At 58.7% G+C, this 21,811-nt stretch carries 22 protein-coding genes and 1 other RNA gene; 7 read left to right on the top strand and 16 right to left on the bottom strand.

The window, feature by feature from the left end; translation table 11 throughout:
- Positions 1–17: 17 nt before the first annotated feature.
- The 3 genes from ruvA to ACMX25_RS09275 all read left to right on the top strand — a co-directional run bounded on the left by ruvA (position 18) and on the right by ACMX25_RS09275 (position 2,736).
- Positions 18–599: a Holliday junction branch migration protein RuvA gene (gene ruvA / locus ACMX25_RS09265; protein ID WP_414949427.1), complete on the top strand. Its 582-nt coding sequence runs from the start codon at positions 18–20 to the stop codon at positions 597–599.
- Between the two features lie 88 nt (positions 600–687).
- On the top strand, positions 688–1,752 hold the full coding sequence (ruvB, locus tag ACMX25_RS09270; protein WP_414949429.1) for a Holliday junction branch migration DNA helicase RuvB: 1,065 nt from the start codon (positions 688–690) through the stop codon (positions 1,750–1,752).
- 42 nt (positions 1,753–1,794) lie between these two features.
- A complete protein-coding gene (locus ACMX25_RS09275; RefSeq protein WP_414949430.1) occupies positions 1,795–2,736 on the top strand; it encodes an oxygenase MpaB family protein in 942 nt (313 codons plus the stop codon).
- Here the strand turns inward: ACMX25_RS09275 and ACMX25_RS09280 are convergent.
- From ACMX25_RS09280 to tyrS, 3 genes are all read right to left on the bottom strand, one after another.
- Positions 2,733–3,395, bottom strand: a complete 663-nt coding sequence (locus tag ACMX25_RS09280; RefSeq protein ID WP_414949431.1) for a histidine phosphatase family protein — start codon at positions 3,393–3,395, stop codon at positions 2,733–2,735. The genes ACMX25_RS09275 and ACMX25_RS09280 overlap by 4 nt on opposite strands.
- An 89-nt stretch (positions 3,396–3,484) precedes the next feature.
- On the bottom strand, positions 3,485–3,943 hold the full coding sequence (dtd, locus tag ACMX25_RS09285) for a D-aminoacyl-tRNA deacylase (protein ID WP_414949432.1): 459 nt from the start codon (positions 3,941–3,943) through the stop codon (positions 3,485–3,487).
- Positions 3,944–3,947: 4 nt separating this feature from the next.
- Positions 3,948–5,204: a tyrosine--tRNA ligase gene (tyrS, locus tag ACMX25_RS09290; protein WP_414949433.1), complete on the bottom strand. Its 1,257-nt coding sequence runs from the start codon at positions 5,202–5,204 to the stop codon at positions 3,948–3,950.
- A gap of 393 nt (positions 5,205–5,597) precedes the next feature.
- Between tyrS and ACMX25_RS09295 the strand changes: the two genes are divergently transcribed.
- On the top strand, positions 5,598–6,731 hold the full coding sequence (locus ACMX25_RS09295) for an anhydro-N-acetylmuramic acid kinase (RefSeq protein ID WP_414949672.1): 1,134 nt from the start codon (positions 5,598–5,600) through the stop codon (positions 6,729–6,731).
- A 109-nt stretch (positions 6,732–6,840) separates the two neighbouring features.
- Here ACMX25_RS09295 and erpA read toward each other — a convergent pair whose 3' ends face one another.
- The 3 genes from erpA to rplM all read right to left on the bottom strand — a co-directional run bounded on the left by erpA (position 6,841) and on the right by rplM (position 8,290).
- Entirely contained in the window at positions 6,841–7,206 is a 366-nt protein-coding gene (erpA, locus tag ACMX25_RS09300; RefSeq protein WP_031357523.1) for an iron-sulfur cluster insertion protein ErpA, read from the bottom strand.
- A gap of 251 nt (positions 7,207–7,457) precedes the next feature.
- A complete protein-coding gene (rpsI, locus tag ACMX25_RS09305; RefSeq protein ID WP_056355701.1) occupies positions 7,458–7,850 on the bottom strand; it encodes a 30S ribosomal protein S9 in 393 nt (130 codons plus the stop codon).
- A gap of 11 nt (positions 7,851–7,861) precedes the next feature.
- Positions 7,862–8,290, bottom strand: coding sequence for a 50S ribosomal protein L13 (gene rplM / locus ACMX25_RS09310; RefSeq protein ID WP_031357525.1), 429 nt, complete (start codon positions 8,288–8,290; stop codon positions 7,862–7,864).
- 657 nt (positions 8,291–8,947) lie between these two features.
- Here rplM and ACMX25_RS09315 point away from each other — a divergent pair.
- Complete coding sequence (locus ACMX25_RS09315; protein ID WP_414949434.1) at positions 8,948–9,370, top strand: OsmC family protein; 423 nt, start codon at positions 8,948–8,950, stop codon at positions 9,368–9,370.
- 71 nt (positions 9,371–9,441) lie between these two features.
- On the opposite strand, the gene rnpB is transcribed toward ACMX25_RS09315, so the two are convergent.
- The 3 genes from rnpB to pyrC all read right to left on the bottom strand — a co-directional run bounded on the left by rnpB (position 9,442) and on the right by pyrC (position 11,938).
- Positions 9,442–9,859, bottom strand: an RNA gene (gene rnpB, locus ACMX25_RS09320) — RNase P RNA component class A.
- 58 nt (positions 9,860–9,917) lie between these two features.
- The gene (locus ACMX25_RS09325) at positions 9,918–10,796 is read right to left on the bottom strand and encodes a DUF3025 domain-containing protein (RefSeq protein WP_414949435.1); all 879 of its coding nucleotides are present in this window, start codon (positions 10,794–10,796) and stop codon (positions 9,918–9,920) included.
- A 59-nt stretch (positions 10,797–10,855) separates the two neighbouring features.
- Entirely contained in the window at positions 10,856–11,938 is a 1,083-nt protein-coding gene (gene pyrC, locus ACMX25_RS09330; RefSeq protein ID WP_414949437.1) for a dihydroorotase, read from the bottom strand.
- A 358-nt stretch (positions 11,939–12,296) separates the two neighbouring features.
- Here pyrC and ACMX25_RS09335 point away from each other — a divergent pair, with 358 nt between their 5' ends.
- Entirely contained in the window at positions 12,297–13,199 is a 903-nt protein-coding gene (locus ACMX25_RS09335) for a class II glutamine amidotransferase (protein ID WP_414949438.1), read from the top strand.
- Between the two features lie 71 nt (positions 13,200–13,270).
- Positions 13,271–13,624: a YegP family protein gene (locus tag ACMX25_RS09340; protein WP_414949440.1), complete on the top strand. Its 354-nt coding sequence runs from the start codon at positions 13,271–13,273 to the stop codon at positions 13,622–13,624.
- Between the two features lie 149 nt (positions 13,625–13,773).
- Here the strand turns inward: ACMX25_RS09340 and ACMX25_RS09345 are convergent, their stop codons facing one another.
- The 7 genes from ACMX25_RS09345 to ACMX25_RS09375 all read right to left on the bottom strand — a co-directional run bounded on the left by ACMX25_RS09345 (position 13,774) and on the right by ACMX25_RS09375 (position 21,539).
- Positions 13,774–14,499, bottom strand: a complete 726-nt coding sequence (locus ACMX25_RS09345; RefSeq protein ID WP_414949441.1) for an amino acid ABC transporter ATP-binding protein — start codon at positions 14,497–14,499, stop codon at positions 13,774–13,776.
- Complete coding sequence (gene gltK, locus ACMX25_RS09350) at positions 14,496–15,173, bottom strand: glutamate/aspartate ABC transporter permease GltK (protein ID WP_414949443.1); 678 nt, start codon at positions 15,171–15,173, stop codon at positions 14,496–14,498. The genes ACMX25_RS09345 and gltK overlap by 4 nt, the downstream gene beginning before the upstream one ends.
- Complete coding sequence (locus ACMX25_RS09355) at positions 15,173–15,913, bottom strand: amino acid ABC transporter permease (RefSeq protein WP_414949445.1); 741 nt, start codon at positions 15,911–15,913, stop codon at positions 15,173–15,175. The genes gltK and ACMX25_RS09355 overlap by 1 nt, the downstream gene beginning before the upstream one ends.
- Positions 15,914–15,982: 69 nt before the next feature.
- The gene (locus tag ACMX25_RS09360; protein WP_414949446.1) at positions 15,983–16,876 is read right to left on the bottom strand and encodes a glutamate/aspartate ABC transporter substrate-binding protein; all 894 of its coding nucleotides are present in this window, start codon (positions 16,874–16,876) and stop codon (positions 15,983–15,985) included.
- A gap of 282 nt (positions 16,877–17,158) precedes the next feature.
- Positions 17,159–18,481 (bottom strand): Glu/Leu/Phe/Val family dehydrogenase, encoded by a 1,323-nt coding sequence (locus tag ACMX25_RS09365; protein WP_414949448.1) that lies wholly within the window; start codon positions 18,479–18,481, stop codon positions 17,159–17,161.
- Positions 18,482–18,599: 118 nt separating this feature from the next.
- Positions 18,600–19,559, bottom strand: a complete 960-nt coding sequence (locus tag ACMX25_RS09370) for a LysR family transcriptional regulator (protein WP_414949449.1) — start codon at positions 19,557–19,559, stop codon at positions 18,600–18,602.
- 84 nt (positions 19,560–19,643) lie between these two features.
- The gene (locus tag ACMX25_RS09375) at positions 19,644–21,539 is read right to left on the bottom strand and encodes an ABCB family ABC transporter ATP-binding protein/permease (RefSeq protein WP_414949451.1); all 1,896 of its coding nucleotides are present in this window, start codon (positions 21,537–21,539) and stop codon (positions 19,644–19,646) included.
- Between the last annotated feature and the right edge of the window lie 272 nt (positions 21,540–21,811).

Here is a 21,811-nt window from a genome sequence, read left to right on the forward strand (position 1 = left end):
ACTACAAGTTCCTCACCATGATTGGTCGCATTGCAGGCGTTTTGCTGGAAAAAAACCCACCGTACTTGCTCGTTGATTGCGGCGGCGTAGGCTACGAGATCGCCGTACCCATGAGCACCTTCTACAACCTGCCGAACAGCGGCGAAAGGATCGTGTTGCTGACTCAGTTGATCGTTCGTGAAGACGCGCATTTGCTGTACGGCTTCGGTACGCAACAGGAGCGCACGACCTTCCGTGAACTGCTCAAGATCAGTGGCATTGGTGCACGCATGGCGCTCGCTGTTCTGTCCGGCATGAGCGTTCAGGAACTCGCGCAGGCCGTGACGATGCAGGACGCCGCGCGGCTGACGCGCACGCCCGGCATTGGCAAGAAGACGGCCGAGCGCCTGCTGCTCGAACTGAAGGGCAAGCTTGGCGCGGATCTGGGCACGGCAACGGGCACGGTGAGCGGCCCCGATCACGCGAGCGATATCCTGAATGCATTGCTGTCACTGGGTTACTCCGAAAAAGAAGCGCTGATGTCGGTCAAGAATGTTCCGGCCGGCACGGGCGTCTCGGAAGGCATCAAGCTGGCCCTGAAAGCGCTCTCCAAGAGCTAGTCAGGCCAGTCTCTCACGCGGCTGATCCGGCCAACAGTCGGCCGATCGGCCAGCTTTTCGTGTTCGAGCCACGCGGTACAATCGACGCATGATAGAAACCGACAAACTCGCTGCCGAACGCATCATTTCGGCTACTCCCGTCTCGCCGAACGAGGAAGTGTTCGAGCGCGCGCTGCGGCCGCGCGATCTCGATGAATACGTCGGGCAGGAGAAGATCCGCGATCAGCTCCAGATTTTTATCGAGGCCGCGCGGCGGCGCTCCGAGGCGCTCGATCACGTTCTGTTGTTCGGGCCGCCGGGTCTCGGCAAGACCACGCTGGCGCATATCATCGCGCGGGAGATGGGCGTTAATCTGCGGCAGACGTCGGGACCGGTCCTGGAACGCGCCGGCGACCTCGCCGCGCTGCTGACCAATCTTGAGAAGAACGATGTGCTTTTCATCGACGAAATCCACCGGCTGTCGCCGGTCGTCGAAGAAATTCTGTATCCGGCGCTCGAGGATTATCAGATCGACATCATGATCGGTGAAGGTCCCGCGGCACGCAGCGTCAAGCTGGATTTGCAGCCGTTCACGCTGGTTGGCGCGACCACGCGGGCTGGCATGCTGACCAATCCGTTACGCGATCGCTTCGGCATTGTGTCGCGGCTGGAGTTCTACACCGCTAGCGAACTGGCGCGGATTGTCACGCGCTCGGCGTCGCTGCTGAAGGCGGATATTGTCCCGGAAGGGGCGTTGGAAATTGCGAAGCGGGCGCGTGGCACACCGCGCATTGCGAACCGGTTATTGCGGCGCGTACGTGATTACGCTGAAGTAAGAGCGGACGGCAACATCACAGCCGACGTCGCCGATGCCGCGTTGAAGATGCTCGACGTCGATCCGGTCGGCTTCGACCTGATGGACCGGAAACTACTGGAAGCCATCCTGCACAAATTCGATGGCGGTCCGGTCGGCGTCGACAATCTGGCAGCAGCTATCGGCGAAGAACGCGACACCATTGAAGACGTGCTGGAACCCTATTTGATTCAGCAGGGATATTTACAGCGCACGCCGCGCGGGCGCGTTGCCACGTTACTCACGTATCGCCACTTTGGGCTAGCCGCTCCCGACGCCGGCCCGGTCCGCGAACTGTGGGATGCCAACACAGATAGCTGAGCCAGCGGCGTCAGCGTAATAGCCCCTTGGATAGCCGAAGCGATGTCCGATCAAGCCAGTCCGCGCCCTGACGATTCATCCGGTTTCGCCGGCTCGTTAGTCAAGCGAGTGCGCTCCCGACTTGCCAACGGCGTCACGAGCCTGACTACCGGCAGTGGGCCATCGCTGGATTATTCGTCGCCGCCGGGCGACCCGGGACTGTTCGGACCGGACGCAATTTGCTGGAAAGTCCACGCCGACTTCACGTCCATGATGACCGGCGGCGTCAGCGCCCTGCTGCTTCAAGCCCTTCACCCAATAGCGCTCGCGGGCGTCTGGGACCATTCCACCTTTCGCACCGATATTCTCGGACGCCTGCGCCGCACGGCCACGTTTATCGCGGGTACGACCTACGGCAATAAGCATGACGCGCTTGCGCTCATCGAACGTGTAAAGCAGATTCACCTCTCCGTGACGGGCACGGCCCCCGACGGACGGCCATATCGTGCAAGCGATCCCGAGTTGCTGAGGTGGGTTCACGTCGCGGAAGTATCGAGTTTCCTGAAAGCGCATTTGCGATATGTGAACCCGTTGCTTTCCCGCGAGGCACAGGATCGCTATTACGCGGAGACGTCGACCATAGCCGAGATGCTCGGCGCGACCAATGTGCCGAAGAGTTGCGCGGAGATCGACAATTATCTGGCGTTAATGCAGCCACAGCTGGAAGCAAGCGACCGTACCCGGGAAGTGCTGAAGGTGCTGATGAACGCACCAACGCCGAGTGTCGCGATGAAACCCGCCAGCGCGCTAATCCTGAACGCGGGTGTGGACCTGCTGCCTGACTGGGCGCAATCGATGCTCGGATTCAGCGCACTCTCGACGCTACGTCGCGCGTGGACGCGGCCAGGCATCAAGATGATTGCGCCGTTGATACGTTGGGCGCTGAACAATGGCGTGTCCAAACGAGCCCGTCGCCGCGCGGCGATGAAGCCTGATTTGCTCTAGCGCGGGACTTCCTTGAGGTCGTCGTCGCTGCCGGGGGACGAAAGATGCGCGACATCGCCCCAGGACACGATCTTCGTTTGACCGTTCTCAAAGTCCACTACATTAATACTGGAATTCAGCAGCGGCCAGTCGCGTGGCGCGTCGAGCGGCACGCCGCGCACGAACCGGTAAATGCAATCCAGCACCCCTCCGTGGGCAACAACGGCAATGCGTCCGTCCGGATGCGCGGCCGCGATCGGCTCGACAGCGTTCAGCACACGTTGTGAGAATGCTCGTTGCGATTCACCTGCGGGCGGCGAGAAGTCCGGATTGTGGCTCTGCCAGATCGCGTATTCCTCGGGATACTTCCCCCGGATCTCATCGCTGCTGTGACCTTGAAAGTCACCGTATAAACGCTCGCGCAGACCTGCGTTCAAGTTCAGCGTCAAACCAAGCGCATCTGCAAAGGGTTGGGCCGTTTGCTGAGCGCGCAGCAGATCGCTGCAATAGATGGCGTCCAGCTGGGCGCCGGCTTTCGACTCCTGTAAGAGACGCTGCGCCAGTTGCCCTGCTTGCACCATGCCACTTGAAGCCAGCGGAATATCAATGTGCCCCTGAATACGCTTGATGCGATTCCAGTCGGTTTCGCCGTGCCTGATGAAGAGAACTTGCGTGGTCATGAGATACGTGAAATTCCGGAAGATGCCCCTGGAACGACGGGTGCAGTGACAAAACTCAGGGGACGTCCCGGGGACATCTCAAAGACGTCTCAGGGACGAACTTGTAGCCAGAACGTGACGGGCCCGTCGTTGACCAGCGACACTTGCATATCCGCGCCGAACTCGCCCGTTTCGATAATGGGATGCGCGGCGCGTGCTTGCGAAACGAAGTAATCAAACAGCTTGCGGCCTTCTTCTGGCGGCGCAGCCGGTGTGAAGCTTGGCCGCAGCCCGCTGGAGGTATCGGCGGCGAGGGTGAATTGCGATACCAGCAACACGCCGCCCGCGCGCCCGGCGCCATCTATGTCCCGCACCGGCAGATTCATTTTGCCGGCGGCATCGCTAAAAACCCGATACGCCAGCATCTTCGCCAGGAGCTTGTCGGCGACTGCGGGCGTGTCGCCTCGCTCCGCGCACACAAGCGCCAGCAAGCCGGCATCGATCGCACCCGTCACGCGGTCGCCCACACGAACGTCAGCTCGCAAGACACGCTGAATGAGTGCGATCACGCGCTTACGCTGCCAGCGTGACGCGCGCGAAGCGGCGCTTGCCGACCTGCACCACAAACTCGCCCGCTTCGATCTTCAAGCCCTTGTCCGACACGATCGCGCCGTCGATCTTCACGCCACCCTGTTCGATATTGCGCAGCGCTTCGCTGGTCGAAGGCACCAGCCCGGCTTGCTTCAGCAGTTGCCCGATCGCGAGCGGAGCGCCATTGAGCGTCACCGACGGAATTTCGTCCGGCACACCGCCCTTCGCACGATGGTTAAAGTCTTCCAGCGCCCGCTCAGCGTCAGCCGGCGAATGGAAACGCGTAACGATCTCCTGCCCCAGCAGCACCTTGAAATCCCGCGGGTTGCGACCACCCTCGGCTTCGCTTTTGAAACGCGCAATCTCTTCCATGCTTCTAAACGACAGCAATTCGAAGTAGCGCCACATGAGCGTGTCAGAGATGCTCATCAGCTTGCCGAACATGTCTGAGGGCTTCTCGCTAATGCCGATGTAGTTGTGCTTCGACTTCGACATCTTCTCGACGCCGTCCAGCCCTTCCAGCAGCGGCATGGTCAAGATGCATTGCTGCTCCTGGCCGTATTGCTTTTGCAATTCACGGCCAACCAGCAGGTTGAACTTCTGGTCCGTGCCGCCGAGTTCGAGATCGGCATTCAGCGCAACCGAGTCGTAGCCTTGCATGAGCGGATACAGCAACTCATGAATCGAAATAGGCATTCCACCCTGGTAGCGCTTCGTGAAATCCTCGCGCTCAAGGATCCGCGCGACCGTATAGCGCGACGCGAGCTTGATCATGCCGTCGGCGCCGAGCGGCATGGACCACTCGCTGTTGTAACGCATCTCGGTCTTTTCACGATCGAGCACGAGCGCAGCCTGCTCGAAATAAGTCTTCGCGTTCTCTTCGATCCGCTCACGCGTCAACGGCGGCCGCGTGGCGTTACGCCCTGACGGATCGCCAATCAGCGACGTGAAGTCGCCGATCAGGAAGATCACCGTGTGGCCAAGGTCCTGCAACTGACGCATTTTGTTCAGGACAACCGTATGGCCGATGTGAATATCGGGCGCGGTCGGATCGAGCCCAAGCTTGATACGCAGCGGCTTGCCACTTGCGGCGCTTCGAGCCAGCTTCTGTGCGAACTCGGCTTCAATCAGTAGCTCGTCACAGCCCCGTTTCGCGATGGCAAGAGCCGCCTGCACTTCGTCGGTGAGGGGCAAGGTTTTCGCAGCCGAAGCCGGAGCGTCGTTCGGTTCAGTGGTCATGCTTGCAACTTTTCGGGTGATTTATTCGGGGCGCTAACAGGCGCCAATCGGGCAACAGCCGCTGTTTCGAGATTCGTCCATGCTCACGTTCGGACACGGAAAAAACGCGCGGCATTCGCTTGTTCAGGCAACGGATTTTACGTGATGTCGACTTCCTTCGCCCCATTTTCCCCGCGCGTTGGCCATTCGGCCATGTTTCGGACGCCGGGAAGCCGAATACAACGCGCGAAACGTGACCGAATGGCCAACGGCTTAACGCGCGGCATCGATGCGTGGATAATCGGTCCATCGCGGCCGCTTTGGCCGTAAGAATTGCATCGATGGCTGCTAAAACCCGGTCATCGGTGAACCCGCATCGAACAGGAGAGCAACGTGGCGCGACGGACCGAGGCGATGGAAACAGGCGATATGGCGGACGGCGTGTACTTTGGGCTGATGTCGGGTACGAGCATGGATGGCGTGGATGGCATTGCCGTCCAGTTCACCGCCGGTAAGCCGCCCGTTGTGCTCGGAGAGGCCCATGTCGGATTCTCGCAAGGCCTGCGCGACGCGCTCTTCGCCCTTCAGACCCCTGGCGACAACGAACTGGAACGCGAAGCCCTTGCAGCCAACGCGCTGGCCACGCGTTACGCCGTGTGTTGCCACGAACTGGCAAGCATGAGCGGCTATTCGTCCGCAAAAGTCCGCGCGATCGGCGTACACGGGCAGACCGTGCGTCACAGGCCGGAAAAGGGTTACACGCGGCAAATCAACAATCCCGCGCTGCTCGCAGAAATGACCAACGTCGATATAGTTGCCGACTTCCGCAGCCGCGATGTCGCCGCCGGAGGCCAAGGCGCGCCGCTCGTCCCGGCCTTTCACGCGACCATTTTCAGCAGCAAGAACGAGACGCGCGTGGTCTGCAATCTGGGCGGCATCAGCAATATCACCATTCTCTCGGCCAACGGCAGTGTTCATGGCTTCGATTGCGGACCCGCGAACGCATTGCTGGACGAATGGGCGCACCGGCATCTGAAACGCCCCTTCGACGAAGGCGGTCATTTCGCGGCACGAGGCCAGGTGCATCGCCCGCTGCTGAACACGCTGCTCAACGAACCGTTCTTCGAACAGCAGCCACCCAAAAGCACCGGCCGGGATCTGTTTAACCCCGCGTGGCTCGATACCAAGCTCGTCGGTTTTGAAACGCTATCGCCCGAAGATGTACAGGCCACGCTTGTCGCGTTGACTGCCATCACCGTGGCGAGAGAGATCGAGCGGCATGCTTCCGATTGCCGCGCGGTCTATGTTTGCGGCGGCGGCGCCCGTAATCCGGTGTTGATGCAGGCTATCCAGCAGGCGCTTGGAGAGAGCGGCGTGGCGGGTGTCCGCCTGATGACCACTGAAGCGCTCGGCGTGCCGCCACAGCAGGTGGAAGCATTGGCATTCGCATGGCTTGCAATGCGCTGCGTGGCCCGTAAGCCGGGTAATGTCTCAACGGTGACAGGCGCCGCCGGGGAACGGGTCCTAGGGGCGATTTATCCGCGTTGAAGTCTCGTGAGGTCTCGTTGAGGCCTGAGGCTGCACAAAACAAAAACGGAGCCCGAAGGCTCCGTTTCACAACATCATTTCGCCGCGCAGTCGATTCAACTAATCACAATCAAGCCGAGAACGACGAGCCGCAACCGCAGGTGCTGGTTGCATTCGGATTCTTGATCACGAACTGCGCCCCGTTCAAATCGTCTTTGTAGTCAATCTCAGCGCCGACGAGGTATTGATAGCTCATTGAATCGATCAGGAGCTGTACGCCAGCTTTGTCCATCACGGTGTCGTCTTCGTTGATGGCTTCGTCAAACGTAAAGCCATACTGGAAACCCGAACAGCCGCCGCCTTGCACGAACACACGCAGCTTCAATTCCGGATTACCTTCTTCGTCGATCAGTTGCTTGACCTTGTCAGCTGCTGCGTCGGTGAAAACAAACGGCAACGGCATTTCGGTCGTGGGGGTATCGGTGACAGCGTTCATTCGAACTCTCCAAAAAAGCTTCTAGGGACTATTGTAGGGCTGATCTCAATATCGTGCTGGAAGCCCATGTAATCAATAGGCTATCGGTCCACACTATCCCGAAATTGCCGTGGCTGCTTGGAACATCGCCAAAAGACTGCTGCAATCTGTTGAGCATCCGCCACGAAAGCCACGAAAAAAGCCGCCAGCGCATACACGCAGGCGGCTTTTCGAGCCATTTCGCCGCAAAAACGACGAAACCGCCAAACAGCTTAACGCTTCGAGAATTGTTTCCTGCGACGTGCCTTGTGGAAACCAACCTTCTTACGTTCAACTTCACGAGCATCGCGGGTAACGAAGCCAGCTTGCGACAGCGTGGGCTTCAGCGTTGCGTCGTAGTCCATCAGCGCGCGGGTGATGCCGTGGCGAACTGCACCGGCCTGACCCGTTTCGCCGCCGCCGTTCACGTTGACTTTGATGTCGAACGTGGTGGCGTGGCTCGTCAGTTCGAGCGGCTGGCGCACGATCATCAGCGACGTTTCGCGCGAGAAGTAATCAGCAATGGGCTTGCCATTGACAATGATCTCGCCCGTACCGGACTTGATGAACACGCGAGCAACGGCGCTCTTGCGGCGGCCCGTACCGTAATTCCAATTACCGATCATATGGGCTCCCTTTAGATCTCGAGCGCTTTAGGCTGTTGAGCCGTATGCGGATGCGTTGCGCCAGCGTAGACCTTGAGCTTCTTGATCATCGCGTAGCCGAGCGGACCTTTCGGCAACATGCCTTTAACGGCCTTCTCGAACGCGCGGCCCGGGAAGCGTTCTTGCATCTTGTTGAACGTCGTTTCGTAGATGCCGCCCGGATAGCCCGAGTGACGATAGTACTTCTTGTCAGTACCCTTGTTGCCCGTGACGCGCAACTTGCTGGCGTTGATGATGACGATGAAATCGCCAGTGTCGACGTGCGGGGTGAACTCGGGTTTGTGCTTGCCGCGAAGTCGGGCGGCCACTTCACTGGCGACACGTCCGAGAACCTTATCCGTCGCGTCAATCACGTACCATTCACGCGTCACCTCATGGGCTTTTGCGGAAAACGTCTTCATGATCGATCCAAAAAATAATTCTGCCCTGCTTTGTCCCGCTTGTATGAAAGTGCGCATCGAGGCGCGTGCGGGCTCTCCCTGGTTCTCACCCGCGGGCATGGTGCGGATAGAGAACTTTGAATTATAAGGGAAATTTCGATGTGAAGTCAAAATTTGCCTGTCGGCCAGTTGAATTCACCCAGATTTAGCGTTGAGCGATGACATTGCGGGGAACTTCGCGAGCGACCCGCCGGGCTCGATCTGACCAAAACCCACGTTAAAGCAGACGAAAAAAAGCCCGAACCTTGGGCTCGGGCTGAATCCACCTAGGAGGAGGTGGAGGAGACAGAGCAAGTATATGAAGGGCTTTTGTGCAAAGCAAGTAAATTTGCATTATGGAATTGAATCTCACAATGTAAAATTAAGAAAGCGCAAAAATTACTACAATTTATTATTTACAATCAATCACTTATCTAAAAATCAAAAACCCTTACACTCCCGAATCGCACTCGAAACACCTTATTTTCAGCAGGGAAATCGCTAATTCGTCTAATGTATTGCAACGCAGCAATGCCGTGTCGCTGGCGCAATTGATGACATCGCTGCGATTCCTACAATCAGCTAAAACGCTACAATCAAGACGAGTAGACAAGCGTCTTCTCGCATTGGAGTTTTCTCATGGAATGCAAAGTTAGCTGGATGGGGCAGGACGGAATGGCGTTTGCCGCGGAAACGGGCAGCGGCCACCTGGTCACAATGGATGGCGCGCCCGAAGGCGGCGGCCGCAACCTTTCGCCGCGGCCAATGGAAATGGTCTTGCTCGGCACGGGCGGCTGCACCGCGTACGACGTCGTGATGATCCTGAAGAAAAGCCGTCAGGAAGTCGTGGGTTGCTCCGTAACGCTCAAGGCCGAACGCGCAAGCGAAGATCCGAAGATCTTCACGAAGATCCACTTCCACTTCACGGTGACAGGCAAGAACCTGAATCCCGCGACGGTCGAACGCGCAATCACCCTCTCGCACGACAAATACTGCTCGGCGTCGATCATGCTGGCGAAGACGGCTGAATTGACCCATTCCTTCGATATCGTCGCGAGCTGATTCCGCGCTCGAAGAAATGCAGGACGAAAAAAAGCCGACGTCATCACCGACGCCGGCTTTCTTTTTGAATCTCACAAAGCAGGCCGATAAGCCGGATTCTGTGCACGCCTCACGCCCGAAAGCGTAACGCGCGTGGCAGCCATTCCTCTAGTCGCGCCATTACTGGCGCGCTCAAGCTCCCTACCCGCAGACGAGACGGAGGCACCGTCCTGCATCACGAGGATGCGCGCCTGCCTATTTGGAATTGCTCCGGGTGGAGGTTACCTTGCCGGTCTGCCTTGCAGCAGCCGCGGTGCGCTCTTACCGCACCGTTTCACCCTTACCTGATCCCCGAACTTGCGCCCGGGGCCATCGGCGGTTTGCTTTCTGTTGCCCTGTTCCGCGTGTCGCCACGGATGGCCGTTAGCCATCACCCTGCCTGGTGGAGTCCGGACTTTCCTCGCCCTCTCCGGCCGAAACCGGATCAGCCGCGACTGCCTGGCCTACTTTGCGCCGATGATTTTAGCATGGGGGGTGCCGCGGCCTCACGGTTGGGCACTTGCACATGCTAAGCCCGCAACCGGCGGCCGGATCGAAAGACCTGAGGGTCATCGTAGAAAGACGCGGCTTCGTTTGCAGGCCACCAGCCCGGCACGCCCAGCACCGGTAGCGGCGTGAAGCATCGGCTGGAAATGGCTTCGTTCTTAAGCTGTTCAGCTACTGCGTGGTCGAGGATCGCGCGGCGGCCGGTATCGGTGGCGGAGAAATAAGCGGGCTCTACTTCCACGATCCAGGCGTGTCCCGTGCATGCCTTGTAAGGCGCAACCAGCTTTTCCAAAAGCGCGTGGCCGAAGATGCGCGCCTCGCATCGAAAGCCCCAGGCGGCGCGTTGGTCGACCAGCAACGTGCGCCATTCGAAGGCTCGAAGTGCTGCGGCCAGCGAAGCGTCTGCACAGGCAACGAGGATCGCGTTTTCATCGAAGAGCGTCAGGGCATCACGCGCTGCGCCTCTTGTGGGACCGATGCCGAACACATCGATTTCCGCAGCCTGACGGGCGTTCAACGCCGCCTTGATGCGCGGATACTGGAACCACATTGAGCCATTGAAGAAATCGTGCAAGTTGTAGCGCGTGGGCACGCAGCCCGTCTCGGCAATATGCCCTTCGTACGAGGCACCCGTCGGCAGTTTGTCCTGAGCGATGAACGAAAGCGGCTCGCCACGTCCGGTCACGCGCGAGTCGGCGTGTGCATCGACGTTAAGAGTCGACAGATAGGCTGAGTAGCTAGTGAGCGCGGCCCGACGCCAGCGCTCGCCACGTTCGGCTAGCGGCGCAAGCCACGGACTTGACCAATCGATATCCATAAAGCGCTGCGCGGCGAGGGTATCGGTTGACGGCGATGCCGTTTCCGCGTTGTCAGGCTTCAGTGAATTTTCACGATCGGACATACGAGTAGCTCAAGAGGCACGGGGTTTCGCTCAAAGCCCCGAGCGTGCCCCGGCAACCGTCACTCCATGCGCCAGCCAATCGATTCACCGCCGCCCAGCGGCACGATTTCATCATCGCCCGCCATGAATTCCGCTGGGAGCGTCCAGGGTTCGCGACGCAGCGTCACGCTCTCTTTCGAGCGCGGCAAACCATAAAAGTCTGCGCCGTGGAAACTCGCGAAACCTTCAAGGCGATCAAGCGCGCCGGCTTGATCGAACGCTTGCGTGTAGAGCTCCAGCGCGTGCAGCGCCGTGTAGCAACCGGCACATCCGCACGCGTGCTCCTTCAAGCCCTTCGCATGCGGCGCGCTGTCGGTGCCGAGGAAAAAACGCGGATTGCCCGAGGTCGCCGCAGCGAGCAGCGCCACCCGATGCGTCTCGCGCTTGAGCACCGGCAAGCAGTAGTAATGCGGCCGGATTCCGCCCACAAACAATGCATTGCGGTTGTACAGCAGATGATGCGCGGTCAGCGTGGCGCCGGTCGGGCCGTCGGCATCGCGGACGTAATCAGCAGCGTCTTTCGTCGTGATGTGCTCGAACACGACCTTCAGCGCGGGAAAATCGCTGCGCAACGGCGTCATCACCCGATCGATAAACACCTTCTCGCGATCGAACATATCGATAGCCGGGTCTGTCACTTCACCGTGCACGAGCAGCGGCAAGTCATGCTTTTGCATCGCTTCCAGCGTTTTCGCGCACTTCGCGATGCTCGTCACGCCTGCATCCGAATTGGTCGTTGCGCCCGCCGGATAAAGCTTCACGCCATGGACAAAACCGCTCTCGCGGGCGCGGCGAATTTCGTCGGGCGGCGTGTTGTCGGTGAGATAAAGCGTCATCAACGGCTCGAAACGCGCACCCGGGCCGTCTGTGGGCAACGCCGCCAGAATACGCCCGCGATACGCTGCCGCCATGTCGGTCGTTGTCACCGGCGGTCGCAGGTTCGGCATGATGATCGCGCGGCCGAACTGCCGTGCCGTATGCGGCAGCACGGCCGCAAGCACCGCGCCGTCGCGTACGTGCAAATGCCAATCGTCGGGACGCGCAAGCGTGATCGAGTCAACGGAGTCAATGGTAGAGGCGGAAGCAGGCGTGGAAGCGGACATTGGCGTGATGGCGATGAAAATAATCGGATGACGGAAACGCAGGGACAGTGACGGCCGCGAAACCAAAAAGCATGAACACGGACGGGAAACGCAAGCGTGAATGAGGCACCGGCACGCGGCGCGAACGAATCACTGAATCATGCGCCGAGAATGCGCGCTTAATGAAGCTGACAGCAAAGCACCCATCCCAATCGGTCAGTTTTTCTCCCGCCAGCTGACGCGTACCGTGGAAATTCCACAACGATGCCATCTACAGTCGGAAGCCGCGATTTTTTGGCGGTTTCGTCGGTGCTATGCTTTGGTTAAGCCGTATTGTAACGGTTAGCTCCATTCACCCAGTCTGTCTGCAGCCTCAGCAATGTGCCAACTTCTCGGAATGAACTGCGCGGAACCAACGGACGTGACCTTCTCGTTCACCGGTTTCGCGGCGCGTGGCGGCGTTACCGACCATCACGCGGACGGCTGGGGCATTGCGTTCTTCGAGGACAAGGCGTGCCGCCTTTTCATCGATCACCAGTCGTCGGCCAGTTCACCGCTCGCCGAAATGGTGAAGCGATATCCGATTAAATCGAAGAACACAATTGCGCATATCCGCAAGGCGACGCAAGGGCACATCCTGCTGGAAAACTGCCATCCGTTCATGCGCGAGTTGTGGGGACGGCACTGGATTTTCGCGCACAACGGTGACCTGCAAGACTACAAGCCCTGCCTGAGCGGACAATATCAACCGGTCGGCACCACGGACAGCGAGCTGGCATTCTGCGCCTTGCTGCAAGGCCTGCGACGCGAATTCCCGGGCTGCCAGCCGCCGCTGGACGAACTGTTCGCGGCGCTTGAGCGGCTCACGCGCGAAATTACGCAATTCGGCGTATTCAATTTCCTGATGTCGAACGGCCAGGCGCTGTTCACGCATTGCTCCACGCATCTGTATTACCTCGTGCGCAGTTGGCCGTTCTCCACGGCGCATTTGATCGACGCCGACATGTCGATCGATTTCGCGAAATACACCACGCCGGAAGATCGCGTCGCGGTGATCGCCACGTCGCCGCTTACCGACGACGAAATCTGGACGCGCTTCGCACCCGGCGATCTCGCTTTGTTCCAGCACGGCGCGTTGCTCAAGACGGTCAATGTGCCGGTGCCGGCGGATGTCGCGGAGAAAGCGCGCGAGCCGCTGTGCAAGGTTTGCGTTGAATCGGTGCTGCGGGTTGAGACTATCGAGACGACGGCGGATGTGGAGACCGAACTAGGTATCGAATGAATCGAGAGTAGTTTCGCGGCAGAAGGATCACCTGAACTCACGCTTGTTCCACTCTCCAGGGAGCTCATGCAATGTCAGGAAAATTCGTCATCGACCGTGCCCGCAACGGCCAGTTCTATTTCAACCTGCGGGCAGCCAACGGCGAACCGATCCTCAAGAGCGAAACGTATGTGACGCGTGCGTCGGCCGAACATGGGATTGCGTCCGTCAAGGCAAATGCGCTGATCGACGAAAGGTACGAGCGCAAGACGGATAAAAGCGGCGCGCCTTATTTCAACCTGAAGGCTGGCAATCACGAAATTATTGGCGTCAGCGAGGCGTACAGCAGCGCAGCGGCGAGAGATGCCGGGATTGAATCGCTGAAGAAAAATGCGCCCGATGCAGTGACACAAGACAACACGAAAGCAGCGTCAACCAGCGAGTGACGCTGGACTACGAAGACAAAAAAAATGGCCTTTCCAGCTCACGCCGGAACGGCCATTTTTTCGTCGCGTGCTTCTTGAAAACAATGGAAACAACGCGGCGGGTTAGCCGGTCAGGCAGCGCTAACCGAACCAAAACCCGCGTCAAGCAATCAGTGCAAGATCTTCGCCAAGAAGTCTTTCGCCCGATCCGACTTTGGATTCTCGAAGAACGCGTCCTTCTTGTCGTCTTCCACAATGAAGCCCTTGTCCATGAAGATCACGCGATGCGCGACCTTCTTCGCAAAGCCCATTTCGTGCGTGACGCACATCATGGTCATGCCTTCCTGCGCCAGTTCGACCATTACGTCGAGCACTTCGTTGATCATTTCCGGATCGAGCGCGGACGTGGGTTCATCGAAGAGCATGGCAATCGGGTCCATCGATAACGCCCGCGCAATCGCCACCCGTTGCTGCTGCCCGCCGGAGAGCTGACCGGGGAATTTATCGGCTTGCGTGGAAAGTCCCACGCGCTCCAGCAGCTTCAATCCCTTCGCCGTTGCTTCGTCCTTCGAGCGTCCCAGCACCTTGATCTGCGCGAGCGTCAGGTTCTGCACGATCGTCAGATGCGGAAACAGTTCGAAGTGCTGGAACACCATGCCGACTTTCGCGCGCAGCTTCGACAGGTTGGTCTTCTTGTCGCCGATCGATTGACCATTGATCGTGATCTCGCCCTTCTGGAACGGCTCGAGTCCGTTCACGGTCTTGATCAGCGTCGACTTACCCGAGCCCGACGGACCGCACACCACCACTACTTCGCCTTTTTTGACTTCCGTCGTGCAATCGGTGAGCACTTGAAACGGGCCATACCATTTCGAAACATTCTTGAGTGAGATCATCGAGCGACCTTTTTCTGAAGACTTTTGACGAGACCGGATGCGACCAGGCACACCACGAAATAACAAGCGCCGGCGAACAACACCATTTCGACGGTCGTACCGTCGCGATCGCCCACATTCGTTGCCGTGCGGAAAAAGTCCGCGAGGCTGATCACATACACCAGCGACGTATCCTGGAACAACACGATAGCCTGCGTGAGCAGCAGCGGCACCATGGCGCGAAACGCCTGCGGCAGCACGATCAGCCTCATGGACTGCGTGTACGTCATGCCGAGCGCGAACGCCGCGTTCACCTGCCCGCGCGACACTGCCTGAATGCCGGCACGGATGATCTCCGAATAATACGCGGCCTCAAACAACGAGAACGCGACCATGGCGGAGGCTAAACGGATATCGATTTCCGGCGATAACCCCAGCACATTCTGCAGGAATTGCGGCACGATCAAAAAGAACCACAGCAGCACCATCACGAGCGGAATCGAACGGAACAGCGTGACATAGCCCTTCGCGAACCATTCGAGCGGCTTGATTCCCGAGAGGCGCAACAGCGCCAGCACGGTGCCCCAGAGAATGCCGAACACGAGCGCGAGCAGCGTGATCTTGAACGTGATGATGGCGCCGGTCCAGAGCGTAGGCAGCGAGCTCAGCACACTGCTCCAATTGAAATGATGCATCACTTGCCTCCAATGTAGCCGGGCAGCCGAGTCTTGGCTTCGACCACTTTCATGAGTTGCATGACGATCAGATTGATCAGCATGTAGGCAAGCGTCACGGCGATAAACGACTCATACGACTGCGCGGTGTAATCGACGAGCTGCCGTGCCTGCGCCGATAATTCGAGCAAACCGATGGTCGACGCCACCGCCGAGTTCTTGAACACGTTCAAAAATTCCGACGTGAGCGGCGGCACGATGATGCGATACGCAACCGGCATCAAAATGTACCGGTAGGTCTGCCATTCGGTGAAACCCATGGCGAGACCGGCGGCGCGCTGTCCGCGCGGCAAGGCCGCAATGCCCGAGCGCACTTGCTCGCACACGCGTGCTCCGGTGAACAACCCGAGGCAGATGATGGATGATGAATAGAACTGCGCGTTCGGCGGCAACTGCTTGAACCAGTTACCAATGGATGGCGGCAGCAATTCCGGTATCACGAGATACCAGATGAAGAATTGCACAAGCAGCGGGATATTACGAAAGATGGCGACATACACCGTGCCGATGGCAGCCAGCTTGCGGTTCGGCACAGTGCGAAGAATGCCGAACAACGAGCCGACGACGAGCGCCACGATCCAGGACGCGAGCGACACGGTAACGGTCACCCAGAAACCGGAAATGAGCCAGCCGAGATAGGTGGTGGGCTCGCCGGTCGAGACAGGGCTTAGGAAAACGCCCCAATTCCAGTGGTAGGACATGGACTCCCTCCAAAAGAAAACGGAAGAAGCAGTGCTCCTTCCGTTTCCATCAATCAAGTAGAACCGAGATTAATCGATTGCCTTGTCGTTCGGGTTCTTGAAAAGCGCCTTCATGTCATCGCTTTCCGGGAAGTTCAGGTTAAGACCCTTCGGCGGAATCGGACTTTCAAACCACTTCTTGTAGATCTTGTCGCCTTCGCCCGAGGTTTCGACCTTGGCGATAGCGTCATCGACTACCTTCTTGAACTCCGGATCGTTCTTGCGCAGCATGCAGCCATAAGCTTCACGCGATTGCGGCGTGCCCACGATCACGAAATCCTGCGGGTTGCTCGACTTTGCACGTTCGCCGGCCAGCAACGCGTCGTCCATCATGAACGCAACAGCGCGTCCCGTCGACAACGTCAAAAACGAGTCGCCGTGATCCTTTGCGCTGATGATGTTCATGCCCATGTTCTTGTCCTGGTTCATCTTGCGAAGCAGGCGTTCGGACGTGGTTCCAGCAGTCGTTACAACGGTCTTGCCCTTGAGGTCGTCGAAGTCCTTGACCCCCGAATCCTTCTTGGTCATCAGGCGCGTGCTGATCACGAAGATGGTGTTCGAGAAAGCAACTTGTTGCTGACGTTCGAGGTTGTTCGTCGTCGATCCGCACTCGAGGTCGATCTGGTTACCCGTCACGAGCAGCAAGCGGTTTTGCGACGTCACCGACTTTTGTTGAATCTTCAGGTTCGCCATGTTGAGCTTTGCCTTGACGGCGTCGACCACCTTCAAAGCAAACTCATACGAATAGCCGATGACCTGTTGCTTGTCGTCGTAATACGAGAACGGAATCGACGACTCGCGGAAACCCAGGTAAATGTTCCCTGAATCTTTGATTTTCTTGAGCGTATCGTTGTTTTGCGCTTGCGCGCCCGATGCGAAAAGTCCCAGCGCAGCAAGCAGCAGCGCAGCTTTTTTAATCTTCATAATTTGATCTCCTTGGCGAAAACGGCGCAATTTTAGCAGGGTAATAAATTTGAAAGAATGAATGTTGTCCACAGTTGTTATTTTTGAGACACCCGCTTTAATGTGCGGCTGAGCGGGGGTTTCAGCACTTTCAATTGACGCTGGTTCTGCCCTAATTTTCTTGGTCTTTTTACGCGAAAAGCCCGGCGGCGTCCCGAAGGACGCCGCCGGGCGTCTTGATGCTTTTCGCGTTAGCGCGGCTTCATGAAAGCGTGCGCACGCAAACGTTTTTAATGCCTGAAATCATGGGTACAGACCGCGCATTTCGCGCGCTTGCAGAATCCGCGTACACGCGACAATGAACGCCGCCGTCCGCACGGAAACCGAATGTTCGCTCGCCACTTGCCACACAGCCGCGAATGCTTCGCGCATCACGCGTTCGAGTCGCTGGTTGATTTCGTCTTCGGTCCAGAAAAAGCTCGAGAAGTCCTGCACCCATTCGAAGTACGACACCGTCACACCGCCCGCATTCGCGACCACGTCGGGGATCACGAGAATCCCCTTGTCATGGAGAATGTCGTCGGCTGCCGTGGTGGTCGGGCCGTTGGCGCCTTCCACGACAATCTTCGTCTTGATCTTCGGCGCGTTCTCTTCTGTGATCTGGCCTTCGAGTGCGGCCGGAATCAGGATGTCGCTTTCAATGGTCCAGAACTCGTCCTTCGATACCGGGTCCGCGCCTTCAAAACCCGCCACGCCACCGTGCTTGCCGACGTGCTCGAACAATGCGACTGCATCGATACCTGACGACTTGTATAACGAGCCAGTGTGATCCTGGACCGCCACCACTTTCGCGCCGGCTTCCTGGAACAAGCGTGCAGCGATCCCGCCGACGTTACCAAAACCCTGCACGGCGATACGCGCGCCTTCAATATCGAAGCCAATCCGGCGTGCTGCTTCCGAGCCGACGACAAACACGCCACGGCCGGTTGCTTCTTTACGCCCGAGTGAACCGCCGAGCGAGATCGGCTTGCCGGTCACAACGCCGGTCGCCGTCTGGCCCATATTCATGGAGTACGTGTCCATCATCCACGCCATGATCTGCTCGTTCGTGTTGACGTCGGGCGCGGGAATGTCCTGGTTCGGTCCAATGATGATGCCGATTTCGCTGGTGTATCGGCGTGTCAGGCGCTCGAGTTCACCCCGCGACAACGTGCGCGGATCGACGCGGATACCGCCCTTCGCGCCGCCGTACGGCACGTTCACGGCCGCGTTCTTCACGGACATCCACGCCGACAACGCCATTACTTCGGAAAGCGTAACGTCCTGGTGATAGCGCACGCCACCCTTGCCCGGACCGCGCGACATGTTGTGCTGGACCCGATAACCTTCGAAGTGCGTAACCGTGCCGTTATCGAGCTCGATAGGGCAATCGACGATCAGAATGCGCTTCGGGCGCTTGAGAGTTTCAATCCAGCGCGACAGCGAGCCGAGATACGGCGCCACACGATCGACCTGCTGGAGATAGTTGCCCCAAGGGCCAAGGTGCGTGGAATCGAGGTAGGAGGGAATGGCGTGTTGAACGACGGGAATAGCAGAAGCGGTGCGGTCTTGTTGCGGCGATGACATCGAAACCCCAGCGTTATGTGGAATGGCTTCATTGTCGAAAATTCGCTTATTGAAATCCAATGCCGTTTCATCATTGCGTTATGTTTTTCTTGCATAACGGCTGGAAGGCTTATGTAGATTAGGTTTCCACAGGCCTCGATACCTCCTCGCCCACCGCTTCCCAAAGATTACGCATGAGGGCTTGCCGCGGATCGTCTCCCTTCGATGCCATTTTGTCCCGGTACAAACGGATTTCCATCGTGAGCGTGAACTGACCTGCCGGCGTGCCGCGCGTTCCCCGATCGAGCCGGATCAAGCGGCCTTCCTCGACCTCGTTGGCCACCGCGCTGTGCGGCAGGAAAGCGACGCCGTGACCGGCCAGCGCCATCGCTTTGAGACCTTCGGCCATGTCGGTTTCATAAACCTTGTCGAGATAAAGACGTGCCGCCGATGTCGCGATGATCACCTCCGTCATGCGACCGAGATAAGCGTTAGGGGTGTACGAGAGATACGGCGTGGGGGCATCGGCGGTAGCGGGCAACGTGTAGCGCGCGCGGCCCCCCTTGTTCACCGATGAGAACGGGCTGATGGGTTCGGTGCCGAGCGTGAGCATGTCGTAACGGGCAGGATCGAGCGCCATCGGATGGCTCGGATGGTGATAACCCATCACGAGGTCGCAGCCGCCTTCCACTAGAGATAACACGGCGTCGTGCACGTTCAGAGCGCGCAAACGCGTGTTGATGCGCCCAAGCCGCGCTTCTATGTGGTGAAGCCAGCGCGGGAAATAGGTCAGCGAGAGCGTGTGGGGAACCGCGAAGTCGATGGTCGCATCGGGCACGCCGGTCTGCCCGCGCAATAGCGTGCGCGCTTCGTGGAACTGCGAGAGCATGGCGAGCGCCTGCTCGTAGAAGACCTGACCGGCTTGCGTGAGACGCGTCGGATACACCGAGCGGTCGATAAGATCCGTGCCCAGCCACGCTTCGAGCGCCTGAATCCGGCGCGAGAAAGCCGGCTGCGTAATGTGCCGCAGTTCAGCCGAGCGGCTAAAACTGCGCGTCTCCGCGAGCGAGACGAAATCTTCGAGCCATTTCAGTTCCATGCGGCTCCTTCGGCCTGATTGGGGATGCTCCCTGAACAAGTCCGCATTTTACCGTTGTGCTCGCGAGGACTTCGCCGCGACGTTTCAAGCCCGTGCCGACTCGCCCACTTCCACCGCGTCGCTCCCACCCTCTTCCGGCTCCGCTGCCTTCTGCTGCTGCAACGCCCACATCTGCGCAAACAGTCCACCGGCTCGCACCAGTTCCGCGTGCGTACCGCGCTCCACGATCCGCCCGTGATCCATCACGATAATCTGCTGCGCATGCACGACCGTCGACAACCGATGCGCAATGATCAACGTCGTCCGTTCCTGCGCGATCAGATCCAGCTCATGCTGAATCGCGCGTTCGGATTTTGAGTCGAGAGCGGACGTGGCTTCATCGAAGATGAGAAGCGGCGGGTTCTTCAACAACGTCCGCGCGATTGCCACGCGCTGTTTCTCTCCACCCGACAGCTTCAACCCGCGCTCACCCACCGGCGTCTCATACCCGGCCGGCAGACTTTCGATGAACTCATGAATATGCGCTGCCCGCGCCGCCGCGATCACTTCATCGCGTGAAGCCGAAGGCCGACCGTACGCAATGTTGTAGTAGATCGAATCGTTGAAGAGCACCGTATCCTGCGGCACGATACCAATCGCCGCACGCAGCGAATCCTGCGCGACATCGCGGATATCCTGGCCATCCAGCAAAATCCTCCCGCCTTGCTCGCGGTCGAGATCGTAGAAACGAAACAGCAGACGGCCAAGCGTCGATTTGCCCGAACCGCTATGGCCGACAACCGCCGTCGTGGTCCCGGCGCGAATCGTAAAGTCCACGCCATGCAGGATCGGCCGCGCGCGCTCATACGAAAAACTCACGTTCTCGAACCGGACCTCAGCGCCCTTTGCGATCAGCGGCGGCGCGTTCGGCACATCCGGCACTTCACGCCCGGCGCCGAGCAAGGTGAACATGCGGTCCATGTCGGTGAGACTCTGCTTGAGCTCGCGATACACCACGCCCAAAAAATTCAGCGGGATATACAACTGCAGCATGAACGTGTTGATCAGCACGAGATCGCCGAGCGTCAGATGCCCGGCAATCACGCCCTGCGTTGCGCGCCAAAGAATAAATACAAGCCCCGTGCCAATGATGAATTGCTGCCCAAAGTTAAGCACCGAAAGCGAACGCTGCGAACGAATAGCAGCCGTCCGATAGCGCCGCAGGTTTTCATCGTAACGCTGCGCTTCCCACTCTTCGTTGCCGAAATACTTCACGGTTTCGTAGTTCAACAACGAATCGATGGCACGCGAATTCGCCTTCGAGTCGAGCTCGTTCATCGTGCGCCGGAAGTGCGTGCGCCATTCGGTGAGCTTGATCGTGAACACGATATACGTCACCAGCGCAATCAACGTGACGATCGCGTAATACGCCTCGTATTTCGCGACAAAAAATCCGAGCACGAGGCCGACTTCCACGAGCGTCGGCAAGATGCTGTAGAGCGAATACGAAACGAGTTGCTGAATGCCGCGCGTGCCGCGTTCAATATCGCGCGACATGCCGCCGGTTTGCCGGTCGAGATGAAACCGCAGCGAGAGCGAATGCAAATGCCGGAACACTTTCAACGCGAGTTGCCGCACCGCGCTTTCCGTGACTTTCGCGAACAGCATTTCCCGCAATTCGGTGAATAACGACGTAGACAGGCGCACGACCGCATACGCCACGACCAGCAAACCCACGCCACTCACCAGGATGATCGCAGCGGAATCCTGCGCGCGTCCGAGCGCGGTCAGGTGCTGGATGGAACTGAGGCTGTCGATGACCTTTTTCATCACGATCGGCACGCCCAGATTCGCGACTTTCGCGCCGATCAGGCATGTCAGCGCGAAACCAACGCGCCATTTGTACGTGGTCAGGTACGGCAGCAGCGAGAGAATGGTCTGCCAGTCGTTGCGCGGGCCTTTGGCGACGGGAACCGGTTCGGAAGGAGAATTGCGGCGCATGGATTCAAGGTCTGCAGAGGTCCGCGCCGCATTAAAAAACGGGCTCGGACGAGCGAGGTATCGCGGGGCGGGCGCCCGTCTCAAAATGCGGGCTTTCCCGTACAATTCGATGTTTCCCGGCGTCGGGAATGCTCGGTAAGCCACTCGACAGACGCCGTAAAAACACGCTGGAACGGGGTGAAAGACCTAGACTCGCCCGAGCGCCAGCAACATCGTTTAATCCTGCATTGTCGCAGAAGGTGCCACGGCGCGCTGACCCGCTGGCATCCCGC

Origin of the sequence: Caballeronia eucalypticola (genome assembly GCF_047608185.1) — a bacterium.
Classification (GTDB): domain Bacteria; phylum Pseudomonadota; class Gammaproteobacteria; order Burkholderiales; family Burkholderiaceae; genus Caballeronia.

What these genes read in the sequence shown, in the direction of transcription:
- erpA (WP_031357523.1), bottom strand. Translation starts at nt 7,206, where the DNA reads ATGAACGCTGTCACCGATACCCCCACGACCGAAATGCCGTTGCCGTTT.
- ACMX25_RS09275 (WP_414949430.1), top strand. Translation starts at nt 1,795, where the DNA reads ATGTCCGATCAAGCCAGTCCGCGCCCTGACGATTCATCCGGTTTCGCC.
- ACMX25_RS09375 (WP_414949451.1), bottom strand. Translation starts at nt 21,539, where the DNA reads ATGCGCCGCAATTCTCCTTCCGAACCGGTTCCCGTCGCCAAAGGCCCG.
- ACMX25_RS09325 (WP_414949435.1), bottom strand. Translation starts at nt 10,796, where the DNA reads ATGTCCGATCGTGAAAATTCACTGAAGCCTGACAACGCGGAAACGGCA.
- gltK (WP_414949443.1), bottom strand. Translation starts at nt 15,173, where the DNA reads ATGCATCATTTCAATTGGAGCAGTGTGCTGAGCTCGCTGCCTACGCTC.
- ACMX25_RS09345 (WP_414949441.1), bottom strand. Translation starts at nt 14,499, where the DNA reads ATGATCTCACTCAAGAATGTTTCGAAATGGTATGGCCCGTTTCAAGTG.
- pyrC (WP_414949437.1), bottom strand. Translation starts at nt 11,938, where the DNA reads ATGTCCGCTTCCACGCCTGCTTCCGCCTCTACCATTGACTCCGTTGAC.
- ruvA (WP_414949427.1), top strand. Translation starts at nt 18, where the DNA reads ATGATTGGTCGCATTGCAGGCGTTTTGCTGGAAAAAAACCCACCGTAC.
- ACMX25_RS09340 (WP_414949440.1), top strand. Translation starts at nt 13,271, where the DNA reads ATGTCAGGAAAATTCGTCATCGACCGTGCCCGCAACGGCCAGTTCTAT.
- ACMX25_RS09370 (WP_414949449.1), bottom strand. Translation starts at nt 19,559, where the DNA reads ATGGAACTGAAATGGCTCGAAGATTTCGTCTCGCTCGCGGAGACGCGC.
- ACMX25_RS09295 (WP_414949672.1), top strand. Translation starts at nt 5,598, where the DNA reads ATGGAAACAGGCGATATGGCGGACGGCGTGTACTTTGGGCTGATGTCG.
- ACMX25_RS09280 (WP_414949431.1), bottom strand. Translation starts at nt 3,395, where the DNA reads ATGACCACGCAAGTTCTCTTCATCAGGCACGGCGAAACCGACTGGAAT.
- ACMX25_RS09360 (WP_414949446.1), bottom strand. Translation starts at nt 16,876, where the DNA reads ATGAAGATTAAAAAAGCTGCGCTGCTGCTTGCTGCGCTGGGACTTTTC.
- rpsI (WP_056355701.1), bottom strand. Translation starts at nt 7,850, where the DNA reads ATGATCGGTAATTGGAATTACGGTACGGGCCGCCGCAAGAGCGCCGTT.
- ACMX25_RS09355 (WP_414949445.1), bottom strand. Translation starts at nt 15,913, where the DNA reads ATGTCCTACCACTGGAATTGGGGCGTTTTCCTAAGCCCTGTCTCGACC.
- ACMX25_RS09365 (WP_414949448.1), bottom strand. Translation starts at nt 18,481, where the DNA reads ATGTCATCGCCGCAACAAGACCGCACCGCTTCTGCTATTCCCGTCGTT.
- tyrS (WP_414949433.1), bottom strand. Translation starts at nt 5,204, where the DNA reads ATGACCACTGAACCGAACGACGCTCCGGCTTCGGCTGCGAAAACCTTG.
- rplM (WP_031357525.1), bottom strand. Translation starts at nt 8,290, where the DNA reads ATGAAGACGTTTTCCGCAAAAGCCCATGAGGTGACGCGTGAATGGTAC.
- ACMX25_RS09335 (WP_414949438.1), top strand. Translation starts at nt 12,297, where the DNA reads ATGTGCCAACTTCTCGGAATGAACTGCGCGGAACCAACGGACGTGACC.
- ruvB (WP_414949429.1), top strand. Translation starts at nt 688, where the DNA reads ATGATAGAAACCGACAAACTCGCTGCCGAACGCATCATTTCGGCTACT.
- ACMX25_RS09315 (WP_414949434.1), top strand. Translation starts at nt 8,948, where the DNA reads ATGGAATGCAAAGTTAGCTGGATGGGGCAGGACGGAATGGCGTTTGCC.